The organism is Tistrella arctica, from assembly GCF_039630945.1.
Lineage (GTDB): Bacteria > Pseudomonadota > Alphaproteobacteria > Tistrellales > Tistrellaceae > Tistrella > Tistrella bauzanensis.
This window is the reverse complement of sequence record NZ_JBBKTV010000003.1, coordinates 441,045-463,816: the sequence shown is the minus strand read 5'-3', so window position 1 is coordinate 463,816 and position 22,772 is coordinate 441,045. Positions and strand designations below refer to the sequence as shown.

Here is a 22,772-nt window from a genome sequence, read left to right as displayed (position 1 = left end):
CGGCGGCCACGGCAAACCGACGGGACGGTTCATCGATCGCAGCGCCGCGTTGCGCGGCGCCTCGGACCTGTTTACCGTTTGGGAGACACGCACCGCCACCGGGCCCCGTCCCCGCCCGTCCCCTCCCACCCGTCCACCCAAGGCTGCCGCCGTTCCATGGATGCCACCATTGACCTCGCCGGCCGGATCGGTCCCGCCGCCGATATCGCGACCCCCGATCGCGAGGCCGTCGACCTGATCGCGGCAATGCCTGATGCCGCCCATCGTCGTGACGCGCTGATGGCGCGGCTGATCGCCTTCGACACCACCAGCCGGTTGAGCAATCTGCCGCTGATCGATTTCGTCGAGGCCTGGCTTCGCCGCTTCGGCGCCAGGGTGGAACGTCTGCCCTCGGCCGACGGCGTGAAGGCCAATCTCTATGCCACCATCGGCCCCGAGGGGCGTGGCGGCGTGATGCTGGCCGGCCATACCGATGTCGTGCCGGTCGACGGCCAGCCCTGGACCTCCGACCCCTTCCGGATCGTTGAGCGCGGCGGGCTGATCCATGGTCGCGGCACCTGCGACATGAAGGGCTATCTGGCCTGCGTGCTGGCCAAGCTGCCCGACTGGGCGGCGCTGCCGCTGGCCGATCCGGTGCACATGGCCTTCACCTATGACGAGGAAGTCGCCTGCATGGGCGCGCCCGAACTCGCCCGCCACATCGCCGCCAAGCCCTGGCGGCCCAGGCTGGCGGTGGTGGGCGAGCCGACCTCGATGCGGGTGGTGACGGCGCATAAGGGTGTCTGCCTGTGCACCACCCGGGTGACCGGCGCCGAGGCCCACAGCTCGCAGCCCCATATGGGCGCCAACGCCATCATCGCCGCCGCCCGGATCACCGGTTTCCTGGATGAGCTGGAGGCCGAATACGCGGCCGTCGCCGGCGCCGACAGCGGTTTCGAGCCACCCCATACCACCGTCACGGCGGTGACGATCAATGGCGGCACGGCGCCCAACATCATCCCGCGTGAGGCGATACTGGGCTGGTCGGCGCGGCTGATGCCCGGCGACAGCATCGACGATATCGTCGACCGGCTGGATCTTCGGGTTCAGGCCGAGGTTCTGCCGCGGATGCGCGCGGTCGCGGCCGATGCCGGCGTCGTCACCACGGTGTCGGTCAATGTCGATCCGCTGACCCCCATTCCCGACAGCGAGGCCGAGCGTCTGGCCCTGGCGCTGACCGGCGCCAACAGCACCCATGTGGTTGCCTTCGCCACCGAGGCCGGTATCTTCCAGCAGGCCGGCGTGCCGACGGTGGTGTGCGGTCCCGGCAGCATCGATCAGGCACACCGGGCGGATGAATTCGTGGCCCGCGAGCAACTGGACCAGTGCCTCGCCTTTCTGAACCGGCTGGATGACTGGCTGGTCGACGGGCTCGACCGCCGCCTGGATCTGAGCCGTATCAGTGCGCCCGCCGCCGTGACCGGGAGACAGCGATGACCGACCACAAGACCGATCACACAGCCGAGGCGCGGCCCGCCGCCGCCGGCGACGACAGCGGCTGGATCTTTCATTTCGCCGAGGCGGCGCGCTGGGCCGCCGCCACACCCGGCGCCTATCGCGGCGGCAAGCTGTGCGAGACCGACGGCTTCATTCATTGTTCGACGGCGGCCCAACTGGTCGAGACCGCGCGGCTGCATCTGGCCGGGCGCGACGATCTGCTGCTGATCACCATCGACATCCGCCGGCTGGGGCCGCTGCTGCGCTGGGAGCGATCCCGCGGGGGGCAGTTGTTTCCGCATATCTATGGTCCGCTGCCGTCGGTGGCGGTGGTGCGTGCCGATCCGCTGCCGCTGGACGCGGCGGGCCACCACCTGTTTCCGGCCCATACCGGCGTCGGCCCATGACCGGAGGGCGGAGCCGGGACAGGTGGCCGACCCTGCGGCCATTGGTTTTCCGACTGGAGGCCGAGCGCGCCCATGCGCTGTCGCTGTGGGCGCTGCGCACACGCATGGCGATGCTGGTGATGCCGCCGCGGCGGGTGCCGCCGCCGCCGGGGCTGGCGCGGCGGCTGTGGGGGCTGGATTTCGCCCATCCACTGGGGCTTGCCGCCGGATACGACAAGAACGCCGTCGCCATCGACCCGCTGTTCGATTACGGCTTCGCCTTTGTCGAAATCGGCGGCGTGACGCCCCGGCCGCAGCCGGGCAACGACCGGCCGCGGCTGTTCCGGCTGGCCCCTGACCGGGCGGTGATCAACCGCATGGGCTTCAACAATGACGGGCTGGACATGGTGGCGGCGCGTCTGGCCGCCCGCCGCCGCCGGCTGGCGGGCGCCCCCGTGGGGCGCCGGCGCCCGGTCTTCGCCAATCTGGGCAAGAACAAGACCAGCGAGGACGCGCTCGCCGATTACACCGCCGGTCTGGCCAGGCTTGGGTCGCTGGTCGATGTGGTGGTGGTGAACGTGTCGTCGCCCAACACGCCGGGCCTGCGCGATCTTCAAGGCCGCGCCCTGCTGACCGGGCTGCTTTCAGGGCTGATGGCCGCCCGCGATGGCGGCATCGCCGGCGAGGCCCGCCCGCCGATCCTGGTCAAGATCGCGCCCGACCTGGATGACGCGGGGCTGGCCGATGTGGTCGATGCCGCCCGGGATGCGGCGATCGACGGCATGGTGGTGGCCAACACCACCCTGGCCCGGCCCGACAGCCTGCAAGGCCGCAACCGGGCCGAGGCCGGCGGCTTGTCGGGCCGGCCGCTGAAGGCGCGGGCACTGGCGCTGACCCGCGAGGTGTATCGCGCCACCGGCGGCGCCATGCCGATCGTGGGTGTCGGCGGCATCGAAAGCGCCAGGGATGCCTGGGACCGGATGGCCGCCGGCGCCGGTTTGCTGCAACTGTATTCGGCGCTGGTCTATGAGGGGCCGGGGTTGGTGGCGCGGATCGTGGACGGGCTCAATGGCCGGATGATCGCCGAAGGGGTGCGGGATGTTGGGGAGATCGTCGGCACGGCGGCGTGAACCACGCATCGCCATGCCCGAGGGCGTCGAGGACGACATCCTTGGCGATGTCGATGCCGTCGACGTCACCGGCAGACGGGTGCCGCCGCCCGAAGATCCGTTCGCCCTGGGCCGGCGCGACCGGCTGCTGATCGCGGGCTATGCCGTGTTCGGCCTGCTGCCGGCGGCCCTGCTTCCGGCCGAGGGCGTGCTGTTCCGGCTGCTGGTCTGGACTGGCGCCGCCGGCGCGCTGACCCTTGGCCATCTGGTGGTGGCGCTGTTGTCGCGACTGGCGGTGGAGCGGCGCGAACGGGTGCGGATGTCGGTCGATCTGCAGGCGCTGACCGATCGGGTGGACCGGCTGGAACAGGCCGCGCGATCGGACGAACTGGTCGATGAGCTGCGCAGCCTGCAACGGATGCTGCCCGATCTGGCGCGCGGCCGGCGCGACAAGGCGGGCACCCCGCCGCCGCCGGCACCCTCGGATGTGTTCGAGGTGCGGGCCGGCCTGCCGCCGATGCCGCCGCCACCGCCGATGGACCCGGAAGCGATTCTGGATGCGGCGATCGGATCGGGGGCGATCGATGTGATGGTCACCCAGATCGTGCGCCTGCCCAGCCGCCGCGCGGCGCTGGTCGAGGCCCGCGCCGAGGTGCACGGCCCCGATGGCCGGCGGATCGGCCTGGATGTGGTGGAAGATCGCGCCCGGGTGCCGGGTCTGGCCCAGCGGCTGGATAATCACCTGCTGCTGCGGGCGTTGAAGGTGGGGCGCCGGCCACGGGCGGGGGAGCCGAACCTGCCGGTGGTGGCCCATGTGACCGCCCATGCCCTGGCCGACCCGCTGGTGCGCGAGGATCTGGCCGATTATCTGGCCGAGGATGCCGGCGTGCCGGCCTCGGTGATCATCGCCGCCCCGGCGACGGCGATCCTGGCCCTGAACGAGGGCGATGCGGCGGCGTTGCAGCGGCTGACCCGGCTGGGCTGCCGGTTCATGGCCACGGGGCTCGACCCGAAGCGGTTGAACACCGAAAATCTGTCACGCCGCCGGTTGCTGTCTTATGTGAAGATGCCGGCGCATGCGGTGCTGGCGGCGGCGCGCACGCCCGAGGATCAGGCCTCGTTCCGCGACCTGCTGCGCGAATTGCGCGCCCGTGGCATCCGAACCGTCGTCGACCAGATCGACAACGACCAGCGGCTGATCGACCTGTTGGACCTTGGCATCGAATACGGTGCCGGCTATCTGTTCGGCGAGCCGAGGCGGCTTGGATAGGCAGCTCCGACGCTTGTCCGTCTTCCGCCCCCATCTTTTCTGACAGAACGGATCTGCAGCCCTGATGTCCATGACCGTGTATGACGGCGTCGCCGCCATTGCCCCCGCCCATGACGGTTTCATCCTTGATCTGTGGGGGGTGATCCATGACGGCCGCGAACTCTATCCCGGTGCGGTCGACTGCCTGACCCGGCTGCGCGACGGTGGCCGGCGGATCGTGTTCCTGACCAATGCCCCACGCCGCGCCGCGCGGGTGATCGAACAGCTCGACCGGTTCGGCGTCGATCGCGGGCTGTATGACGGCGTGGTGTCGTCGGGGGAAACCGCGCGCGATGCCGCGGCCGGGCTGCTGGCCGCGGGCGAGATCGGCCGGCGGGTGCTGCATCTGGGGCCGCCGCGCGACGCGGGGCTGCTCGACGGGCTCGATTTCACGGAAGCGGCCGATGCCGAGGGCGCCGATCTGGTGCTCAACACCGGCTTCGACGACGAGGACCCGCGCCTGGAGCCGCTGATGCCGGCGCTTCAGGCGGCGGCGGCGCGCGGCTTGCCGATGATCTGCGCCAATCCGGATATGGTGATCGTGCGGCTGGATGGCTCGCGCTTTCCCTGCGCCGGGCTGATGGCGCAGGCTTACGAGAACCTGGGCGGACGGGTGATCGCCTTCGGCAAGCCCTTCGCCTCGGTCTATGACCGCTGCCTGGGCATTCTGGATCTGCCGCGCGACCGGGTGGCGGCGGTCGGCGACGGCCCGCACACCGATATCCAGGGCGCCACCGATTACGGCATCCCCGGTTATTTCATCGCCGGCGGCATCCTGGCCGAGAAGCTGGGCCTGTCGCATGGCGCCATGCCCGACCCCGACATCGCGGCGCGGGTCTGCGCCGAGGAAGGTTTCGCGCCCACGGCGATGCTGCCGGCCTTCATCTGGGGGCGCTGACCGTGGGGCGGGGCGTGACACCGTCGCGCGCGCCTCGGCGTCACGGCGTCTCGCGCCCATCGGCGTCACGGCGTCTCGCGCCCATCGGCGTCACGGCGTCTCGCGCCCATCGGCGTCACGGCGTCTCGCGCCCATCGGCGTCACGCCGTCTCGCGCCCATCGGCGTCACGCCGTCTCGCGATTGAAGCCATCCTGATATAAGGTGATCGGCATCACATCCGTGGCGACCGAACCGGAGCGGCCAGACCGATGACCATCCGACATCTCGACGCCCTGTTCAATCCCAAGGCGGTGGCCGTGATCGGCGCCAGCACCCGCCCCGGCAGCGTCGGGCGCATGGTGATGCGCAACCTGCTGGATGGCGGCTTCGCCGGACCGATCATGCCGGTCAACCCGCGCTACAATTCGGTGGAAGGGGTGCTTGCCTATCGCGCCATCGCCGATCTGCCGGTGACGCCCGATCTGGCGCTGATCTGCACACCGCCCGAACAGGTGCCCGAGATGGTCGCCCAATTGGGCAAGCGGGGCGCGCGGGTGGCTGTGCTGATCGGCGCCGGACTTGGGCGCACCTATACCAGCGGTGGCGCGTCTCTGGCTCAGGCGGCGGTGGATGCCGCCAGGCCCTCGGGCCTGCGCCTGCTTGGCCCCAACACGCTGGGGCTGGTGGTGCCGCGGGTGGGGCTGAACGCCAGTTTCGCGCCCGCGCGTGTGCCCAAGGGCCGCATCGCCTTCCTGACCCAGTCGGGCGCCATCGGCACCGCGGTGATGGACCATGCGGTGGCGCAGGGCGTCGGCTTTTCGGCCATGGTCAGCCTGGGCGACTGCCGCGACATCGATTTCGCCGACGTCATCGACTATCTGGCCGGCGATCCATCGACCCGCGCGATCCTGCTGTATATCGAGGCGGTGGGCGGCGCGCGGCGGTTTCTGTCGGCTGTGCGGGCGGCGGCGCGCAACAAGCCGGTGCTGGCGATCAAATCCGGCCGCGGCCCCGATGCCGCCCGTGCCGCCGCCACCCATTCCGGCGCGCTGATGGGCGAGGATGCCGTCTACGATGCCGCCCTGCGCCGCGCCGGCATTCTGCGGGTGGGCGAGATCGACGAATTGTTCGATGCGGTGGAAACCCTGGCGCGCTTGCAGCCGCCGCGCGGCGACCGGCTGGCGATCCTGTCGAATGGCGGAGGCCCGGGGGTGATGGCGGTCGACAGCCTGATCGCGGGCGGCGGCCGGCTGGCGGATCTGGCGCCCGAGACCGTGGCCCGGCTGGATGGCGTGCTGCCGGGCGTGTGGTCGGGTGGCAACCCGGTCGATATCGGCGGCGACAGCGGCACCGAACGCTATGCCGAGGCGCTGGATATCCTGCTGGAGGACAAGGGCTGCGACGCGGTGCTGGTGCTGCACGCGCCGACGGCGGTGACCGATGGCGCCGAGGTGGCCCGGATCGTGGCCAAGGCCGCCGAACGCACCCGCCGGCCGCTGCTGACAAGCTGGCTGGGCGGACCCGGTGCCGCCCCCGCGCGGCGGATTCTGAACGATGCCGGCATCGCCACCTATGACACGCCCAACAATGCCGTGCGCGGCTTCATGCACCGGGTGGGCTATCGCCGCATTCAGGACATGCTGATGCAGACCCCGCCATCGGTGCCGGAAACCTTCACCCCCGATATTCCGGCGGCGAAGGCGGTGATCGCCGGCGCCAGGACCGAGGGGCGCACCCGACTGACCGAGATCGAGGCCGGGCGCATCCTTGGCGCCTATGGCATCACCACCATCGAGACCCGCTTCGCCCGCGATGCCGAGGAGGCGGTGACCGCCGCCGGCGCCCTGGGTTTTCCGGCGGTGGTCAAGATCGCCTCGCCATCCATTGAGCACAAAAGCGCGGTCGCCGGGGTGGCACTGGATCTTGAGAATGCCGACGAGGTTCGCCGCAGCATCGCCACATTGACCGAACGCATGGCGCGCCGGGCACCCGATGCGGTGCTGGACGGTTTTCTGGTGCAGCGGATGATCCGCCGCCCGCGCGCTCATGAACTGCTGGTGGCGGTGGTCCACGACCCGGTCTTCGGCCCGGTGATCGCCTTCGGCCAGGGTGGCACGGCGGTGGAGTTGATCGAGGATCGCGCGCTGGCCCTGCCGCCGCTGAACACGGTTCTGGCGCGCGAGATGATGGGCCGTACCAGGGTGCACAAGCTGTTGCAGGGCTATCGCGACCGGCCGGCGGCGGATCTGGATGAGTTGTCGGGGCTGCTGATCCGGATCTCGCAGATGGTGGTCGATCTGCCGGATATGCGCAGCCTGGACATCAACCCGCTGGTCGCCGATGAAAACGGCGTGCTGGTGATCGATGCCCATGTCGAGGTGTTCGAGGACAACCGCACCCGCGGGCCGCTGGCGATCCGCCCCTATCCGCTGGATCTGGTGGAGACGGTGACGCTGGCCGATGGCAGGCGCGCGGTGCTGCGGCCGATCCGCCCCGAGGATGAGCCCGGCCATCAGGATTTCGTCCGCCATCTGACGCCTGAGGACATCCGCTATCGGTTCTTCGGCGTGGTGCGCGAATTCAGCCACACCGAGATGGCCCGCTTCACCCAGATCGATTACGACCGCGAGATGGCGTTCATCGCCCGCGCCCGCTTCGATGGCGGCGACATTCCCGAAACCCGCCCCGGCCGGCTGCCCGACGAGACCGGGGCCGAGACCCTGGGCGTGGTGCGGGTGGTGTTCGATCCCGATGGTGTCGACGCCGAATTCGCGGTGGTGGTGCGGTCCGATCTGAAAGGCCGGGGGCTGGGCATCCGGCTGATGAACAAGGTGATCGCCTATTGCCGCAGCCGTGGCATTCACCGGATCGTCGGTCAGGTGCTGCGCGACAACCGGCCGATGCGCAAGCTGATGGTGACCCTGGGCTTCACCGTGCGCGAAAGTCTGGAAGACGATGTGGTGGAAGTGGTGCTGGATCTGGTGCCGCCTGCTCCCCCACCCCGGCCGGCGCCGGCTGCCGCGAAACCCGGCTGACGTGATGGCGTCGCCCGCCACCGGCCCGCGCCGGAAGTTGCCGGTGGATCTGCCGCGCGGCCGGCTGATCGCCCATCGCGGCGGTGCCGCCCATGCGCCGGAAAATACCCTGCAGGCATTGGCCGGCGCCGCGATGCTGGGCACGGACTGGGCGGAAATCGATATCCGGCTGACCGCTTGCGGCACGCCGGTGCTGATGCATGATGCCGATATCCGTGCCACCACCGATGCCGCGGGCCGGGTATCCGCGCTGACCGCAGCACAGGTGGCGGTGCTGGATGCCGGCGCCTGGTTCGGCACCGCCGATGCCCTGGCATCGCGAGAGCCGCCGCCAACCCTGGCGCGGGCCTTGGGTCTGGCGGCACGCATCGGCCTGGGCATCGATCTGGATCTGAAGCTCGACGCGCATGGCACGACGACCGCCACCGCCACCGCCGCAGCACGGCTGGTCGGCGCGGTGGCCGGGGCGCTGGCCGGCGCCGGCATGCCGCAGCGACGGATCATCCTGACCAGCGCCGCACCCGAGGTTCTGGCCGCCGCCGCGCGGCTGCTGCCACAGGTGCCGCGCGGGCCGGTGCTGCGCCGGCCGGGCGATATCGGCCGTGCCGGCATGGCTGCCTGCATCGCGGATGGCGATGTGCTGGTGCTGAACGCCTGTCGCTTCGGACCGGCGCGGATCCGCGCCATGCGGGCGGCGGCGGTCGCCGCCACCGGCACGGCGCCGATGATCCTGCTTTATGGCAGCGGCAGCCACCGCCGGCTGAACCGGCGCTTCACCGCCGGGGCCGATGCGGCGATCGTGGATGCGCCGGACCGCCTGTTCGGCGCACCCCTGCCGACCCCGCTGCTGCCGGTGGCCCTGCGCCGCTGGCGCAATGCCCGGCGCCGCAAGGGGGCACCATCGACGGCAGCGGGTGGCGGCCCTATCCCGCCATCGCCAGTGCGCGTGGGGTGACGAAGCGGCTGAGGCGGCCGGCCTCGGCCACGCTGACCGGATCGGCGGTGCCGGGCCAGGCGGCGCTGTCGAAATCGATCACCGCCAGACCGGCGGTGGGAAATTTCTCGGCCAGGGTGGCGCGGCCGGCGGGGTCGCCGCTGCGGATCAGATGGGTGGCCAGTGCCTGAAGGCCGGGATTATGACCGACGATCATCACCGTCGCGGCGTCGCCGGCAAGCGCGTTCAGCCGCGCCAGGATCATCTCCGGCTCAGCCAGATACAGGCCGGCGTCATAGATGATGCGGGCCTCGTCGATGGCGCCGGCCTCGACCAGCAGGCTTGCGGTTTCGCGGGTGCGGGCGGCATCCGAGCACAGCACCAGATCGGGCGCCAGCTCGGAGACCGCGCGTGCCATGGCCAGGGCGGCGGCACGGCCACGCGGGTTCAGCGGCCGGTCGTGATCGGCCAGGGCCGGATTATCCCACGCCGATTTGGCGTGGCGGAGCAGAACAAGTCGCTTCATGCGGGGCATCCGTCGACAGAGGGCGTGGCGCGGAGACGTGAAGAACAACATTGCCGTCATGAATCACATGGCACCACCTTCATGCGCTCGCAACAATCATCAGCTATCCTGAGTAGGATTTTTGTGTCGACGTGTCCCGTGAGGGCGATTGTCGGCAGCGACGACCCGAAATGCACTGAATGCCGCCCCCGCCCGCTGTTCTCAGGAACACCCTGCCGATGACGGTGGAGCCCATGCCCAGGAGAGTTGCCTTGTCGACCGAGCCGCGCACCGCGAAGTCCGACGCCGTGGCCACGCCAGCCGAACACGACGCAACCGATGCGGCCATGCCCCTTGAGCGGACTGCGGCCACGGCGTCTGAGCGGGCAGTCCCGGCCGATCCGGATATCGGCACGGCGCAGGCGCTGGTCGAGCCGCTGGTGACCGAACAGCCGGTGCCGGTGACCACCGAGACCGCCGCCGAGGTCGAGGCGCGCGCGGTTGCCGCCGCCACCCGCGCCGCCGACCCGCTGCCGCCACCGCCGGCACCGGCCGCGCGGCCGCAGCGTGGTCAGCGCCGGATCGACATCAATTCGCCGCAGCGCTTCATCAATCGCGAGCTGTCGTGGCTGGCCTTCAACAACCGGGTGCTGGAGGAGAGCTGGAACACCCGCCATCCGCTGCTGGAACGGGTGCGCTTCCTGTCGATCTCGGCCAACAATCTCGACGAGTTCTATATGGTGCGCGTGGCGGGCCTGTGGAGCCAGGTGGAGATGGGCATCGAGCTGATCGGCCAGGACGGGCTGTCGCCGGCCCAGCAACTGCGCCAGATCCGCCAGCGCACCCATGAGACGATGCGTGAACAGCAGCGATCGGTGCGGGCGCTGCGCCGCGACCTGAAGGAACAGGGCATCCGGGTGGTCAGCCCGTCGGAACTGACCAAGAAGGAACGGGTGTGGCTGGATGCGCATTTCCGCAACCAGATCTTTCCGGTGCTGACACCACTGGCCGTTGACCCTGCCCACCCCTTCCCGTTCATCCCCAATGGCGGGCTGGCGCTGGTGCTGGATCTGCGCCGCAAGGCCGATGGCACGCTGATGAACGCGCTGGTGCGCCTGCCGACCCAGGTCGGCCGTTTCGTGCGCCTGCCCGAGACCGACGAGGTGCGGGTGATCGGCATCGAGGACACGATCCTGCTGCTGATCGACGGGCTGTTCCCCGGCTATGACGTGATCGCCTCCGGCGAATTCCGGGTGCTGCGCGACAGCGACCTGGAAATCGAGGAAGAGGCCGAGGATCTGGTGCGCCTGTTCGAAAGCGCGCTGAAGCGCCGCCGCCGCGGCAGTGTGATCCACCTTGAAATCGATGACGAGATGCCCGAAGGCCTGCGCAATTTCGTCTCGGGTCAACTGGGCGTGAAAAGCCCCGACATGGTGGTGGTGACGGCCATGCCGGGCATGGCCGATATCCGCCAGTTGATCATCGATGACCGGCCGGATCTGAAATTCTCAAGCTATAACAGCCGCTTCCCCGAACGGATCCGCGAGCATGGCGGCGACTGCTTCGCGGCCATCCGCCAGAAGGACATGATCGTCCATCACCCTTACGAGAGCTTCGACGTGGTGGTGCAGTTTCTGCGCCAGGCGGCGGCCGATCCGGCGGTGGTGGCGATCAAGCAGACCCTGTACCGCACCAGCAATGACAGCCCGATCGTGAAGGCGCTGGTCGCCGCCGCCGAGGCCGGCAAGACCGTGACCGCGCTCGTCGAGCTGAAGGCGCGGTTCGACGAGGAGGCGAATATCCGCTGGGCGCGCGATCTGGAACGCGCCGGCGTGCAGGTGGTCTATGGCTTCATTGCGCTGAAGACCCATGCCAAGGTCAGCCTGGTGGTGCGCCGCGAAGGCGAGGGCCTGAATACCTATGTCCATTTCGGCACCGGCAATTATCACCCGATCACCGCCAAGGTCTATACCGACCTGTCCTATTTCACCGACAACCCCGATGTCTGCCGCGACGCCGCCTATCTGTTCAACTATCTGACCGGCTATGCCGAACCCACCCATTTCGAGAAGCTGGCGATCAGCCCGCGCGGCGTGCGGTTGCGGCTGCTGGAGCTGATCGATGCCGAGATCGCCAATGCCCAGGCCGGTCTGCCGGCGGCGATCTGGGTCAAGCTGAACAGTCTGGTCGACCCGCTGACCATCGATGCGCTGTACCGGGCATCGCAGGCCGGTGTTGAGGTGGAGCTGATCATCCGCGGCATCTGCTGTCTCCGGCCCGGCGTGCCGGGGCTGTCGGAGCGGATCCGGGTGAAGAGCATCGTCGGTCGCTTCCTGGAACACAGCCGGATCATATGCTTCGGCAACGGCCAGGCTCTGCCCTCGCCACAGGCCAAGGTATTCATCTCGTCGGCCGACTGGATGCCGCGCAATTTCGACCGCCGGGTCGAAACCCTGGTGCCGATCGAGAACCCGACCGTGCAGCAGCAGGTGTTGGACCAGATCATGGTGGCGAACCTGAAGGACACCCTGCAAAGCTGGACGCTCGGTCCCGACGGCGTGTATAAGCGCATGGCACCGGTTGGGGAGGGCTTTTCGGCCCATACCTATTTCATGACCAACCCCAGCCTGTCGGGTCGGGGCAAGGCACTGCGCAAGCGTGGTGAGGTGCCGCATCTGTCGCTGACCTGACCGACACTGCCGGCAGGGCATATCCGGCGCGGCACCGATCGGCGGGAACCCTGGCGGGCCGGGTCGTGTTGCCGGAAGGCAACCAATTGGATGGAGTGAATGAGCGATCGCGCCTTCCCCACCACGGCCGGCACCGATATGGCGCCGGACCACAGGCTTCCCGGCAACGGGCCGCGCCGACTGGGCGTGGTCGATATCGGATCGAATTCTCTCAGGCTGGTGATCTTCGACGGCCTGAAGCGGATGCCCCAGCCGATCTTCAATGAAAAGGCGCTGTGCGCGCTGGGATCGGGTGTCGCCGAAACCGGCCGGCTTGATCCGGAACGGGTCGAGGTGGCGATCACCGCGCTGAAGCGGTTTTCCGCCATCGGCCGGGAGCTTGCCGACAACTGGCTGATCGCGGTGGCCACGGCCGCGGTCCGCGATGCCGAGGACGGGCCCGCCTTCATCCAGCGGGTGGAGCGCGACTGCGGCATGTCGGTGCGCACCATCACCGGTGTCGAGGAAGCGACCCTGTCGGCGCTGGGCGTGTTGTCGGCCGAACCCGAGGCCGACGGGCTGGTCGCCGATCTGGGCGGCGGATCGCTGGAACTGGTGCGGGTGGAAGCGGGCGCTGTCGGCCGCCAGATCACCCTGCCGGTGGGCGCGCTCCGCCTGGCCGCCAAGGGCACCGACAACCGCAGTTGGACCGAGGCGGTCGAGCGCGCGCTCGACGATGCCCCCTGGGCCGCCGAGGCCGAGGGCCGGGGCCTGTATCTGGTGGGCGGCGGCTGGCGGGCACTGGCCCGGGTGCATATCGCCGAGGTCCGTCACCCGATCGCGGCCATCCATCGCTATACCCTGGACACGGCCGCCGCCCTGGCGCTGGCCGACCGGGTGATGGCGATGAAACCGGCCGAGCTTGCCCGGCTGAAGGCGGCGCCCTCGCGCCGTGTCGCCACCCTGCCCCATGCAGCGGCAGCGCTGGCCGGGCTGGTGCGCCGGGTGCGCCCGCGCGAGATCGTGTTCTCGGCCTATGGTTTGCGTGAAGGCGTGCTGTATGAAAACCTGCCGGCCAGCCTGCGTGCCGCCGACCCCTTGATGGCGGCCTGCCGGGATCTGGTCGATCAGCATGCCGGCTTCGCCGATTACGGCGACCATGTCCATGAGTGGATCAAGCCGCTGTTTCCGGACGAAAGCCCGAACGACCAGCGCCTGCGCCACGCCGCCTGTCTGCTGTCGGAAATCGCCATCGCCGCCCATCCCGACCGCCGGGCCGAGCATGCGGTAAGCGAGATCCTGTCGCTGCCGTTCCTGCCGCTGCGCCATGCCGAGCGCGCCTTTCTGGCGCTGGCGATCTATGCGCGCTATGCCGGCAACATCACCGGTCTGCATGCCAAGCCGGCGCGCGATCTGCTGGACCAGCCGTCGCAGGCCCGCGCGCGGCTGATCGGTCTGGCGCTCAGGCTGGCGGATACCTTCTCGGGCTGCGCCTCGGCCCTGCTCGACCGGGCGCGGATCGAACCGACGCCCGGCACCCTGACCCTGCATGCCCGCCCCGATGGTCGCGACCTGATGGGCGAGGTGGTGGAACGGCGCCTGGAATCGCTCGCCAAGGCCATGCGCCGCCGCTATCGGATGAAAGCGGACGGGTGATGACACGCGGCGCCGTCGCGGGGTGTTGATCTGGGCCATGAAGCAGCCGACATTATATGTGAACAAGGCCCAGGTAGGAGTGCCCCATGCACATCTCCGTCACGGACGCCAAGGAACAGTTGGCTGATCTGATCCGCCGAGCCGAAGCTGGTGACGACGTTGTTCTGACCGAACACGGTCACCCGGCCGTGCGCCTCGTTCCGATCAAACCTGTACCGGATCGGACAGCGCGCAGGCTATTGCTGGAATCGGTGCGGGCCTCGGGGGCCGCGAAGGCAACGTCTGGCGCGCCAGCCGCGCGCAGCCAGGATTTTCTTTATGACGAGAACGGCCTGCCCGGATGATCGTGGTGGATACTTCGGCGTTGATGGCGATCATCCTTGATGAGCCGGAGGCAGGATGCCTGCATTGCTGTTCTGATTTCGGAAAACAATCTGCTGATGTCCTCGGCCACGCTTGCCGAGGCGCTGATTGTGGCAAGCCGTCGCAATGTCGGTGACGACATGGTCCGGCTGATCGACGGGCTGAACGTCGACGTCGTCAGCGTCACCCCGGCGACGGCGCGTCGCGTGGCGGATGTCTATGATATCTGGGGCAAGGGGATCCATCCTGCTGCCCTGAATTTTGCCGATTGCTTTGCATATGATCTTGCAAAGCAATGTGGCTGCCCTCTGCTTTTTGTGGGAAACGACTTCGGCCGGACAGACATTCAGCGCGCTGGCGGGCGAATCGGGCCTGAGTCCGCCAGATCCCTAAGGTAGACCGGGCCCCAAGGTAGACCGGGCCCCAAGGTAGACCGGGCCCCAAGGTAGACTGGCAGCCCTGTCACTTGATGTGTCGGCGATTTCGATCAACCATGCGTCGATGAAAACCGGCCAGCCAACCTGCTGGCGTCGTCGCTGAAGGATCGTCCCGATGATCGAGACCGCCCGCCTGGAGATCGCCGGGCCGCGCGCCACCCTGACCCTGACCCGGCCGGCCAAGCGCAATGCCCTGCTGATGCGCGAGATCCCGGCTGTGATCGGGTTGATCGACCGGGTCGAGGCCACGCGCGGCGTGCGGCTGCTGGTGCTGACCGGCGAGGGCGGCACCTTCTGTTCCGGGGTGGCCTTCGACGATCTGTCGGGGGTCGACTGGACCGAAAATCCGCTGGAAAAACTGTGTGAGCGGGTGGCGCGGGTGCAGGTGCCGACGATCTGCGCCATGAATGGCGGCGTGTATGGTGGTGGCGCCGATCTGGCCCTGGCCTGCGACATGCGCATCGGCACGCCCGCCACCCGGGCGGTTCTGCCGCCGGCCCGGATCGGCGTGATGTATCACGTGACCGGTCTTGAACGTTTTGTGCGCAAGCTGGGGCCATCGGCAGCCAAACGGCTGCTGGTGATGGCCGAGCCGATGGCCGCCGACGAGTTGCTTCGCATCGGCTTTCTGGACCAGATGGTGGCGGAAGACGGGCTTGGCACCGCGGTCGACGACCATGCCATGCGCATCGCCGAGCTGGCGCCACGCACCGTGCGCGGCTTCAAGCGCCTGCTCGACGACATCGCCGCAGGCCGTCTGGATCGCGCCGCCGCCGCGGCCGAGATCGGCGCCAGCTTCACCTCGCCCGAGGCCCGCGAGGGCTATGCCGCGCTGAAGGAAAAACGGCCGCCGCGTTTCGACGACATCTGAGGCATGGTCTGAGGCGTGGTGCTGGCTTGTCTGGCTCAGCCCAGCGTCACCTCGCCCTCGTCCATGCCGTTCCAGTAATGCATGCGGGTGGCGCGGACCCGGATCATCACCACGCCCGGGGTATCGACGCCATTCGGGAACCAGCGGTCCAGATCCGATGTCCAATGGGCCTTGAACTGGGCCTTGTCGCGGATCAGTTCGGCGGTGCCTTCAACTGAAACGAACAGCGGCCGCTGACCCAGCACGCCGCTGCTGCCCTGGAAGCTCAGCGACACATTCGGATCGGCCTCAATGTCCGACACGGTGCGGGTCTGGTCATTGGCGAAGTAATAGCTGTCACCAGTGTAATCGACATCGCGGTTGTTGCTCATCGGCCGGCCGGCAAGGGCACCGTTCGATGTGCGGGTGACCAGCATCGCGAAGTCGATCTCGCGCATCTTGCGCGACAGGTCTTTCATGGTCATGTCGGCCATAGCAGTGATCTCCGGCGTTGATCCGGGGCCGCGACATGCGGCCGCCCGGATCAACCCTTCAACCGGATCATGGTTCCTCACCCCGGATCGGGGAGCAGGCCCGCGCCTCACCCCTGGCGGCGGGCGGCGAGGGTCAGGCTGGCCAGAAAATCCTGCGCGACCTCGTGGGCGGCCATGATGTGGCGGTGCAAGGCCGCCTCGGCGGCGCGGCCGTCGCCGCGCAGAATGGCATCGACCACCGCCTGATGTTCGTGATGCGATGCGCCCAGCCGGGCCAGATGGTTGAACTGCACCCGCCGGAACGGCGCCACCCGCCGGCGGACCGCGGCGGTCAGCTCGACCAGCACGTCGCTGCGGGCGCCGGCATAGATCTGGTCGTGGAACCGGCGATTGCCGGCCTCATAATCGCCGGCCTCGCCATCGCGCATCGCCACGCCCAGCGCGCGATGGGTCTGGTCCAACTGCCCGCGCTCGGCCGGGGTCATCCGTTCCGCCGCCAGACGGCCGCAGGTCGCCTCCAGCTCGGCCATCGCCTCGAACATCGAGGTCAGCCGCTCGGGGGCGGGCAGGGTGACATAGACCCCGCGATTGGGGCGTTTCTCGACCAGCTCGGTCGCCGCCAGCAATTGCAGTGCCTCGCGGATCGGCGTGCGCGAGACGCCGAACCGCCGGGCCAGCGCCAGTTCCTCCAGCCGGGCGCCCGGAAGGATGCGGCCGCCGACGATGTCGTCCTCCAGGCGGTGGCACAGCAGGGCCGCCGTCACTTCATCCTCGTGGCCACCGCCGATCTGCCTGCCCATTCCGGGCCTCCTTCTCTCCGTGCATACACGGTGTCAAAGCTGTTATGGTCCGATAAGGGCGGGATTTCGAGATAATTCCGCCAAGCTGGCGATGGCTGGAATTATTTCGCCTAAAAAATAATCATTCGTGAAAATCTGTACATAAATTGGGCAGAAAAATCAGAAAACATGCCAGGGCATACCGTTCAACCCGTTGATCCTTATGATTCGGCACAAGGATTGCTCGTGTATACACGATCGATGTTGCCTGTTTCGAGGGGAGGCTCCAGGGCCATGACGGATGTGAGGCGCCGCGGATTTCTGAAGGCCGGTGCGGCCGGGACGGTGGCAGGGGTGTTCGCCGCCCCCGCGATCGTGCGGGCGCAGGAACGGTTCAGCTGGAAGATGACCAATGCCTATGGCCCGGGATCGCCGTTCTATGTCACCGGGCCGGGCAGCCCGACCGATTTCTGCGAGCGGGTGAAGGAGATGTCGGGTGGGCGGCTGACCATCCAGCATTTCGCTGCCGGCGAGTTGATCCCGGCACTGGAGGGCTTCGACGCGGTTCGCGCCGGCATTGTGGAGATGAACGCCGCCAACGCCTATTTCTGGGCCGGCAAACTGTTCGCTGCCCAGTATTTCACCACCGTGCCCTTCGGGCTGAATTTTCAGGGCATGAATGCCTGGCTGTACCATGCGGGCGGCCTGGAGCTGTGGCACGAGATCTATAAGCCGCTGGGGCTGATCGCGTTTCCGATGGGCAATACCGGGGTGCAGATGACCGGCTGGTTCCGCGAGCCGATCAACGGCATCGAGGATTTCAACGGCCTGAAGATGCGGATTCCGGGCCTTGCCGGCAAGGTTTACCAGCAACTGGGCGTGGAAGTGAAGCTGCTGCCCGGGGGCGAGATCTTCCCGGCGCTGGAGCGCGGCGTGATCGACGCCGCCGAATTCGTCGGCCCCTATCAGGACCGGCGCATGGGGCTGCACAAGGCCGCCAAGAATTATTACACCACCGGCTGGCATGAGCCGTCGAACGTCACCGAGCTGCTGATCGGCGCCAAGGCCTGGGACAGCCTGCCCAAGGATCTGCAGGCGATCGTGAAATCGGCGGCGCAGGCCTGCAACCTCGACAGCTTCGCCTGGTCGGAGGCGGTGAACGCCGATGCGCTGAAGGATCTGGTCGAGAACGAGGGCGTCATCGCCCGGCAACTGCCGGTGCCGGTGGTCGACCGGCTGAAGGCGGTGACCGACGAGGTGCTGGCGGCGGAAGCGGCCAAAGACGCGACCACGAAGAAGGTCCATGACAGCTTCATGGCCTTCCGCGCCAAACACGCATCCTGGGCGGCGGTCAGCGAACGGCCTTATGAGACCATCATCGCCGATGCCGGCAAGGAGGCCTGAGCCATGAAGGGGCGAGAGCCATGGCGGAGGCCTGAGCCATGGAGGGGGCTTGAGCCATGACCGGGGCCATCGGTCCTGCCAGCCCGCTCGACCGCATCCTCGGCGCCGTCATCGACGGTGCCGGGGCGGTGGCGGCGGTGTGCGGGTTCGCGCTGGTGCTGGTGGTGGGCGGCAATGTGCTGCTGCGCTATGTGCTGGGCACCGGCAGTGTCGGCTTTCAGGAACTGGAATGGCACCTGATCTCGCCGATCGCGCTGCTCGGCATGTCCTATGGCATGCGCCATGGCGCCCATGTCCGGGTCGACGTGCTGTATGATCGGCTGGGGCCGGCAACGCAGGCGGCGATCGACACCGTGGCCGCGATCCTGATGGGGGCGATGGCGGTGGCGATGATCCTGTTGTCGCTGCCCTATGTGCAGCAATCCATCGGCATGATGGAGGGCTCGCCCGACCCCGGCGGGCTGCCCTGGCGCTTCGCGTTGAAGGCGTTCATCCCGCTGGGCTTCGCCATTCTGGTGTTGCAGGCGCTGGCTCAGGCGATGATGTCGGCGCGCCAGTGCCGGGCGGCCCTGGCGGCCGCCGCGTCGGCGGGAGGTCGGCCATGACTGGCAATGAATGGCTGGCCATCGCCATGGTGGCCGCGTTCTTCGGGCTGCTGGTCGCCGGCATCCCGGTCGGCATCGCGCTGGCCGTGTCGGGGCTGGGCTTCGGCTTCGCCGGCTTCGGGCCGCTGCTGCTGCAACTGATCCCGTCCAGGGTCTACGGCGTCGTCACCAACTACACCCTGCTGGCCCTGCCCCTGTTCATCTTCATGGGGGTGATGCTTGAGAAATCCAAACTCGCTGAAGAGTTGATCGACGTCATCGGCCACGCCATGGGCCGGCTGACCGGCGGCATGGGGCTGGCGATCGTGCTGGTCGGCGTGCTGATGGGGGCATCCTCGGGTGTGGTCGGCGCCACCGTGGTGACGGTGGGGCTGCTGGCCTTGAAGCCGCTGATCGCGCGCGGATACGACAAGGGCGTGGCGGCGGGGGTGATCTGCGCCTCCGGCACGCTCGGCCAGATCATCCCGCCCTCTCTGGTGCTGATCCTGCTGGCCGATATCATGGGACTGTCGGTGGGCACGCTGTTTGCCGCCGCCCTGATCCCCGGCCTGGTGCTGGCGGCGCTGCTGGCGGGGTATCTGATCGTTCTGGGCATCCTGCGGCCGAAGCTGGTGCCGGCGATCCCGGCCGATGAACGGGCCGGCATGTCGCCGGCGGTGCTGCGGGCCAAGCTGCTGAAGGTGGTGGCGCCGCCGCTGGCGCTGGTGTTCGTGGTGCTGGGCTCGATCGTCGGCGGGATCGCCGCCCCCACCGAGGCCGCGTCGATGGGGGCGCTGGGCGCGCTGCTGCTGGCGGCCGGCACCCGGCGGCTGAGCTGGCCGGTGTTCACCGACACGCTGAAGACCACGCTGATCACCACCACCATGGTGTTCTTCATCCTGATCTGCTCGCAACCCTTCGGCCTGGCCTTCCGGGGCCTGGGCGGCGAGGGGCTGGTGCACCGGATGTTCGACCTGATCCCCGGCGGGCTCTATGCCGAGCTGCTGTTCCTGATGGCGCTGCTGTTCGTGCTGGGCTTCTTCCTGGAATGGATCGAGATTTCCTATATCGCCCTGCCGCTGTTCCTGCCGGTCTTCGCCAACACCGATATCGATATGGTGTGGCTGGCGATCCTGGTGGCGATGAACCTGCAGACCAGCTTCCTGACCCCGCCCTTCGGCTGGGCGCTGTTCTTTCTGAAGGGGGTGGCGCCGCCCGGTGTGACCAGCATGGACATCTATCGCGGCGTGCTGCCTTTCATCGGCCTGCAGGCGCTGGCGCTGGTGGCGTTGTTCCTGATGCCGGCCATGGCCACCTGGCTGCCGCGCGCGATCGGCTGGTAGCGACCGCGCCGATCCTTCCCCTCAACCCTCTCAACCCCGATATCCACCCTCACAACCGGTGACCCCCCGCACCCGGAGATCCGACCTTGACCCTAGATGCGCTGCTTCATGCCGATCCGTTCTTCCTGGCCGCCTTCGCCGCGGCGCTGCTGGCAACCGGCGCCGTCGCCGGCACGCTTGCCGGCCTGCTGGGCGTTGGTGGCGGCATCGTCATCGTGCCGGTGCTGTTCAATCTGTTCCCGCTGATCGGCATTCCTGAAGAGGTGCGGATGCATGTGGCGGTGGGCACCTCGCTTGCCACCATCATCCCGACCTCGATCATCTCGGCGCGGGCGCATTACCGGCGGGGCGGGCTGGATACCGCCCTGTTCCGACGGCTGATGCCGGCGGTGCTGGTGGGGGTGCTGATCGGCAGTTGGCTGGGCAGCGGCGCCAAGGGCGAGGTGCTGACCCTGATCTTCGGGGTGGTGGCGCTGCTGGTGGCCGCCAATATGGCGCTGCGGCCCGAGGGCATGACCTTGGGGGCGAGCCTGCCCGGCGGCATCCTCCGCCATCTGATCGGGCTGGTGATCGGCGGGTTCTCGGTGGTGATGGGCATCGGCGGCGGCACCTTGTCGGTGCCGATCCTGACCGCGTTCAACTATCCGATCCGACGCGCGGTCGGCACCGCATCGGCGTTGGGGCTGGTGATCGGCCTGCCCGGCGCCATCGCCTTCATCCTGGCCGGATACGGCCGGCCCGACCTGCCGCCGGCGAGCCTGGGCTATGCCAATCTGCTGGGCTTCGCGCTGATCGTGCCGGCAACCATGCTGACGGCGCCGCTCGGCGCCCGGCTGGCGCATACCATCTCGCCGGTCTGGCTCAGGCGCGCCTTCGCGCTGTTCCTGTTCCTGACCGCCGCCCGCATGTTCTATTCGCTCAGCTGAGGACGCCCGACCGATGATCCGCGCCCGCACCGCCCTTGGCGGCATGGTCACCGCCCCCCATCATCTGGCAGCCGAGGCCGGCCGCAGCGTTCTGGCCGAGGGTGGCAATGCCGTCGAAGCCATGGTCGCCGCGGCGGCCGCCATCGCTGTGGTCTACCCGCATATGAACGCGATCGGCGGCGATGGCTTCTGGCTGATCGCCGAGCCCGGGCAGGCGCCGGTGGCGATCCGCGCCTGCGGCGCCGCCGCCGCGCGCGCCACCGAGGGCTTCTATGCCGAGGCCGGCCACACCGGCAGCCTGCCGACCCGTGGCCCGCTGGCCGCGCTGACCGTGGCCGGTGCCGTCGGCGGCTGGGCGGCGGCGCTGAGGGTGGCCGAGGACTGGCGCGGCAGTCGGCCCGCGCTGCCGCTGTCGCGCTTGCTGGACGACGCCATCCGCCATGGCCGCGACGGCGTGCCGGTGACCAGCTCGCAGGCGGCCCTGACCGCGCAGAAGCTGGGGGAACTGGCGGGCCAGCCTGGCTTTGCCACGGTCTACGCCCCTGATGGCCACCCGCCGGCGCTGCACCAGATCCTGAAACAGCCGGCGCTGGCCGCGACCTTTCAACGGCTGGCCGAGGCCGGGCTGGATGATTTCTATCGCGGGGACATCGCCCGCGCCAATGCCGCCGGGCTCGAAGCCACCGGCAGTCCGTTGTCATTGGCCGATATGGAGGCCTGGCATCCGGCGGTGGTGGCGCCGCTGACCCTGCGCATCCCCGGCGCCACGGTGTGGAACCAGCCGCCACCGACGCAAGGGGCGGCGTCGCTGGCGATTCTCGGGATCTTCGACCGGCTGGGGGTGACGGTGGCCGAGGGGTTCGATCATGTCCACGGGCTGGTCGAGGCCACAAAGCGCGCCTTCCTGCTGCGCAACGCCCATATCGGCGACCCCGGGGCGATGACGGCCGATCCGCAATCCTGGCTGACGCCCGAGGCGCTGGCGGCCGAGGCGGCGCATATCGACCGTCAGAGGGCCGCGCCATGGCCGCAGCCGGCACGCGCCGGGGATACCGTCTGGCTGGGGGCCGCCGACGCCACCGGCCGGGTGGTCAGCTATATCCAGAGCATCTACTGGGAATTCGGCAGCGGCGTGGTGGTGCCCGAAACCGGCGTGCTGTGGCAGAACCGGGGCAGCGGCTTCGGCCTTGGGGCCGCTGCCGGCGCCAACCGGCTGGCGCCGGGGCGGCTGCCCTTCCACACCCTGAACCCGGCCATGGCCCGGCTGGATGATGGCCGGCTGATCGCCTATGGCACCATGGGCGGCGAGGGCCAACCCCAGACCCAGGCGGCGGTGTTCACCCGCCATGTCCGCTTCGGGCAGGACATTCAGGCGGCGATCACCGCGCCGCGCTGGCTGCTGGGCCGGACCTGGGGCGCCGGCACCACATCGCTGAAGCTTGAAAGCCGGATCGATCCGATCCTGGCCGACCAGCTTGCCGCCGCCGGCCATGCGGTGGAGATGGTGGATGCCTGGGACGACCTGATGGGCCATGCCGGCGCCGTGTCGGTGCACCCCTCCGGTGTGATCGAGGGGGCCAGCGACCCGCGCTCGGACGGGGCGGTGGCGGCGGTGTGACGCCGGGTCACGCGCGC

19 protein-coding genes and 1 pseudogene are annotated in these 22,772 nt (G+C 68.8%); 17 read left to right on the top strand and 3 right to left on the bottom strand.

The window, feature by feature from the left end:
- Positions 1 to 156 precede the first annotated feature (156 nt).
- The 7 genes from argE to WG924_RS08920 all read left to right on the top strand — a co-directional run bounded on the left by argE (position 157) and on the right by WG924_RS08920 (position 9,148).
- Entirely contained in the window at positions 157 to 1,476 is a 1,320-nt protein-coding gene (gene argE, locus WG924_RS08950) for an acetylornithine deacetylase (protein ID WP_345932663.1), read from the top strand.
- Complete coding sequence (locus WG924_RS08945) at positions 1,473 to 1,883, top strand: DUF952 domain-containing protein (RefSeq protein WP_345932662.1); 411 nt, start codon at positions 1,473 to 1,475, stop codon at positions 1,881 to 1,883. Before argE ends, WG924_RS08945 begins: the two co-directional genes overlap by 4 nt.
- Positions 1,880 to 2,992: a quinone-dependent dihydroorotate dehydrogenase gene (locus WG924_RS08940; protein WP_372044880.1), complete on the top strand. Its 1,113-nt coding sequence runs from the start codon at positions 1,880 to 1,882 to the stop codon at positions 2,990 to 2,992. Before WG924_RS08945 ends, WG924_RS08940 begins: the two co-directional genes overlap by 4 nt.
- On the top strand, positions 2,961 to 4,241 hold the full coding sequence (locus WG924_RS08935) for an EAL domain-containing protein (protein ID WP_345932660.1): 1,281 nt from the start codon (positions 2,961 to 2,963) through the stop codon (positions 4,239 to 4,241). The genes WG924_RS08940 and WG924_RS08935 overlap by 32 nt, the downstream gene beginning before the upstream one ends.
- A gap of 64 nt (positions 4,242 to 4,305) precedes the next feature.
- Positions 4,306 to 5,178 (top strand): TIGR01459 family HAD-type hydrolase, encoded by an 873-nt coding sequence (locus WG924_RS08930; protein WP_345932659.1) that lies wholly within the window; start codon positions 4,306 to 4,308, stop codon positions 5,176 to 5,178.
- A 249-nt stretch (positions 5,179 to 5,427) separates the two neighbouring features.
- Positions 5,428 to 8,193 carry a bifunctional acetate--CoA ligase family protein/GNAT family N-acetyltransferase gene (locus tag WG924_RS08925; RefSeq protein ID WP_345932658.1) on the top strand — a complete coding sequence of 922 codons (2,766 nt, stop codon included), beginning with the start codon at positions 5,428 to 5,430 and terminating at the stop codon, positions 8,191 to 8,193.
- Positions 8,194 to 8,197: 4 nt separating this feature from the next.
- Positions 8,198 to 9,148: a glycerophosphodiester phosphodiesterase gene (locus tag WG924_RS08920; protein WP_345932657.1), complete on the top strand. Its 951-nt coding sequence runs from the start codon at positions 8,198 to 8,200 to the stop codon at positions 9,146 to 9,148.
- Here the strand turns inward: WG924_RS08920 and WG924_RS08915 are convergent.
- On the bottom strand, positions 9,117 to 9,653 hold the full coding sequence (locus WG924_RS08915; RefSeq protein ID WP_345932656.1) for a SixA phosphatase family protein: 537 nt from the start codon (positions 9,651 to 9,653) through the stop codon (positions 9,117 to 9,119). The two genes, WG924_RS08920 and WG924_RS08915, sit on opposite strands and share 32 nt — an antisense overlap.
- 440 nt (positions 9,654 to 10,093) lie before the next feature.
- On the opposite strand from WG924_RS08915, the gene WG924_RS08910 reads away from it, so the two are divergent.
- From WG924_RS08910 to WG924_RS08890, 5 genes and pseudogenes are all read left to right on the top strand, one after another.
- Positions 10,094 to 12,322, top strand: coding sequence for an RNA degradosome polyphosphate kinase (locus WG924_RS08910; protein WP_372045175.1), 2,229 nt, complete (start codon positions 10,094 to 10,096; stop codon positions 12,320 to 12,322).
- 99 nt (positions 12,323 to 12,421) lie between these two features.
- Complete coding sequence (locus tag WG924_RS08905) at positions 12,422 to 13,957, top strand: Ppx/GppA phosphatase family protein (protein WP_345932654.1); 1,536 nt, start codon at positions 12,422 to 12,424, stop codon at positions 13,955 to 13,957.
- An 86-nt stretch (positions 13,958 to 14,043) separates the two neighbouring features.
- Positions 14,044 to 14,301 (top strand): type II toxin-antitoxin system Phd/YefM family antitoxin, encoded by a 258-nt coding sequence (locus WG924_RS08900; RefSeq protein WP_345932653.1) that lies wholly within the window; start codon positions 14,044 to 14,046, stop codon positions 14,299 to 14,301.
- Positions 14,298 to 14,718 (top strand): annotated as a pseudogene (locus tag WG924_RS08895) (type II toxin-antitoxin system VapC family toxin). The gene WG924_RS08900 and the pseudogene WG924_RS08895 overlap by 4 nt, the downstream one beginning before the upstream one ends.
- A gap of 154 nt (positions 14,719 to 14,872) precedes the next feature.
- Positions 14,873 to 15,628, top strand: coding sequence for an enoyl-CoA hydratase/isomerase family protein (locus tag WG924_RS08890; RefSeq protein WP_345932652.1), 756 nt, complete (start codon positions 14,873 to 14,875; stop codon positions 15,626 to 15,628).
- A 35-nt stretch (positions 15,629 to 15,663) separates the two neighbouring features.
- Here WG924_RS08890 and WG924_RS08885 read toward each other — a convergent pair whose 3' ends face one another.
- Together WG924_RS08885 and WG924_RS08880 are read right to left on the bottom strand one after the other, a co-directional pair.
- Positions 15,664 to 16,101: a pyridoxamine 5'-phosphate oxidase family protein gene (locus tag WG924_RS08885; protein WP_345932651.1), complete on the bottom strand. Its 438-nt coding sequence runs from the start codon at positions 16,099 to 16,101 to the stop codon at positions 15,664 to 15,666.
- 107 nt (positions 16,102 to 16,208) lie between these two features.
- Positions 16,209 to 16,901, bottom strand: a complete 693-nt coding sequence (locus tag WG924_RS08880) for a GntR family transcriptional regulator (RefSeq protein WP_345932650.1) — start codon at positions 16,899 to 16,901, stop codon at positions 16,209 to 16,211.
- 273 nt (positions 16,902 to 17,174) lie between these two features.
- On the opposite strand from WG924_RS08880, the gene WG924_RS08875 reads away from it, so the two are divergent.
- The 5 genes from WG924_RS08875 to WG924_RS08855 all read left to right on the top strand — a co-directional run bounded on the left by WG924_RS08875 (position 17,175) and on the right by WG924_RS08855 (position 22,755).
- Complete coding sequence (locus WG924_RS08875; protein WP_345932649.1) at positions 17,175 to 18,284, top strand: TRAP transporter substrate-binding protein; 1,110 nt, start codon at positions 17,175 to 17,177, stop codon at positions 18,282 to 18,284.
- A gap of 56 nt (positions 18,285 to 18,340) precedes the next feature.
- Positions 18,341 to 18,889 (top strand): TRAP transporter small permease subunit, encoded by a 549-nt coding sequence (locus WG924_RS08870; protein ID WP_345932648.1) that lies wholly within the window; start codon positions 18,341 to 18,343, stop codon positions 18,887 to 18,889.
- Complete coding sequence (locus WG924_RS08865) at positions 18,886 to 20,211, top strand: TRAP transporter large permease (protein ID WP_188580583.1); 1,326 nt, start codon at positions 18,886 to 18,888, stop codon at positions 20,209 to 20,211. The genes WG924_RS08870 and WG924_RS08865 overlap by 4 nt, the downstream gene beginning before the upstream one ends.
- Positions 20,212 to 20,297: 86 nt before the next feature.
- The gene (locus tag WG924_RS08860) at positions 20,298 to 21,137 is read left to right on the top strand and encodes a sulfite exporter TauE/SafE family protein (RefSeq protein WP_345932647.1); all 840 of its coding nucleotides are present in this window, start codon (positions 20,298 to 20,300) and stop codon (positions 21,135 to 21,137) included.
- A 13-nt stretch (positions 21,138 to 21,150) separates the two neighbouring features.
- A complete protein-coding gene (locus WG924_RS08855) occupies positions 21,151 to 22,755 on the top strand; it encodes a gamma-glutamyltransferase family protein (RefSeq protein ID WP_345932646.1) in 1,605 nt (534 codons plus the stop codon).
- Positions 22,756 to 22,772 lie beyond the last annotated feature (17 nt).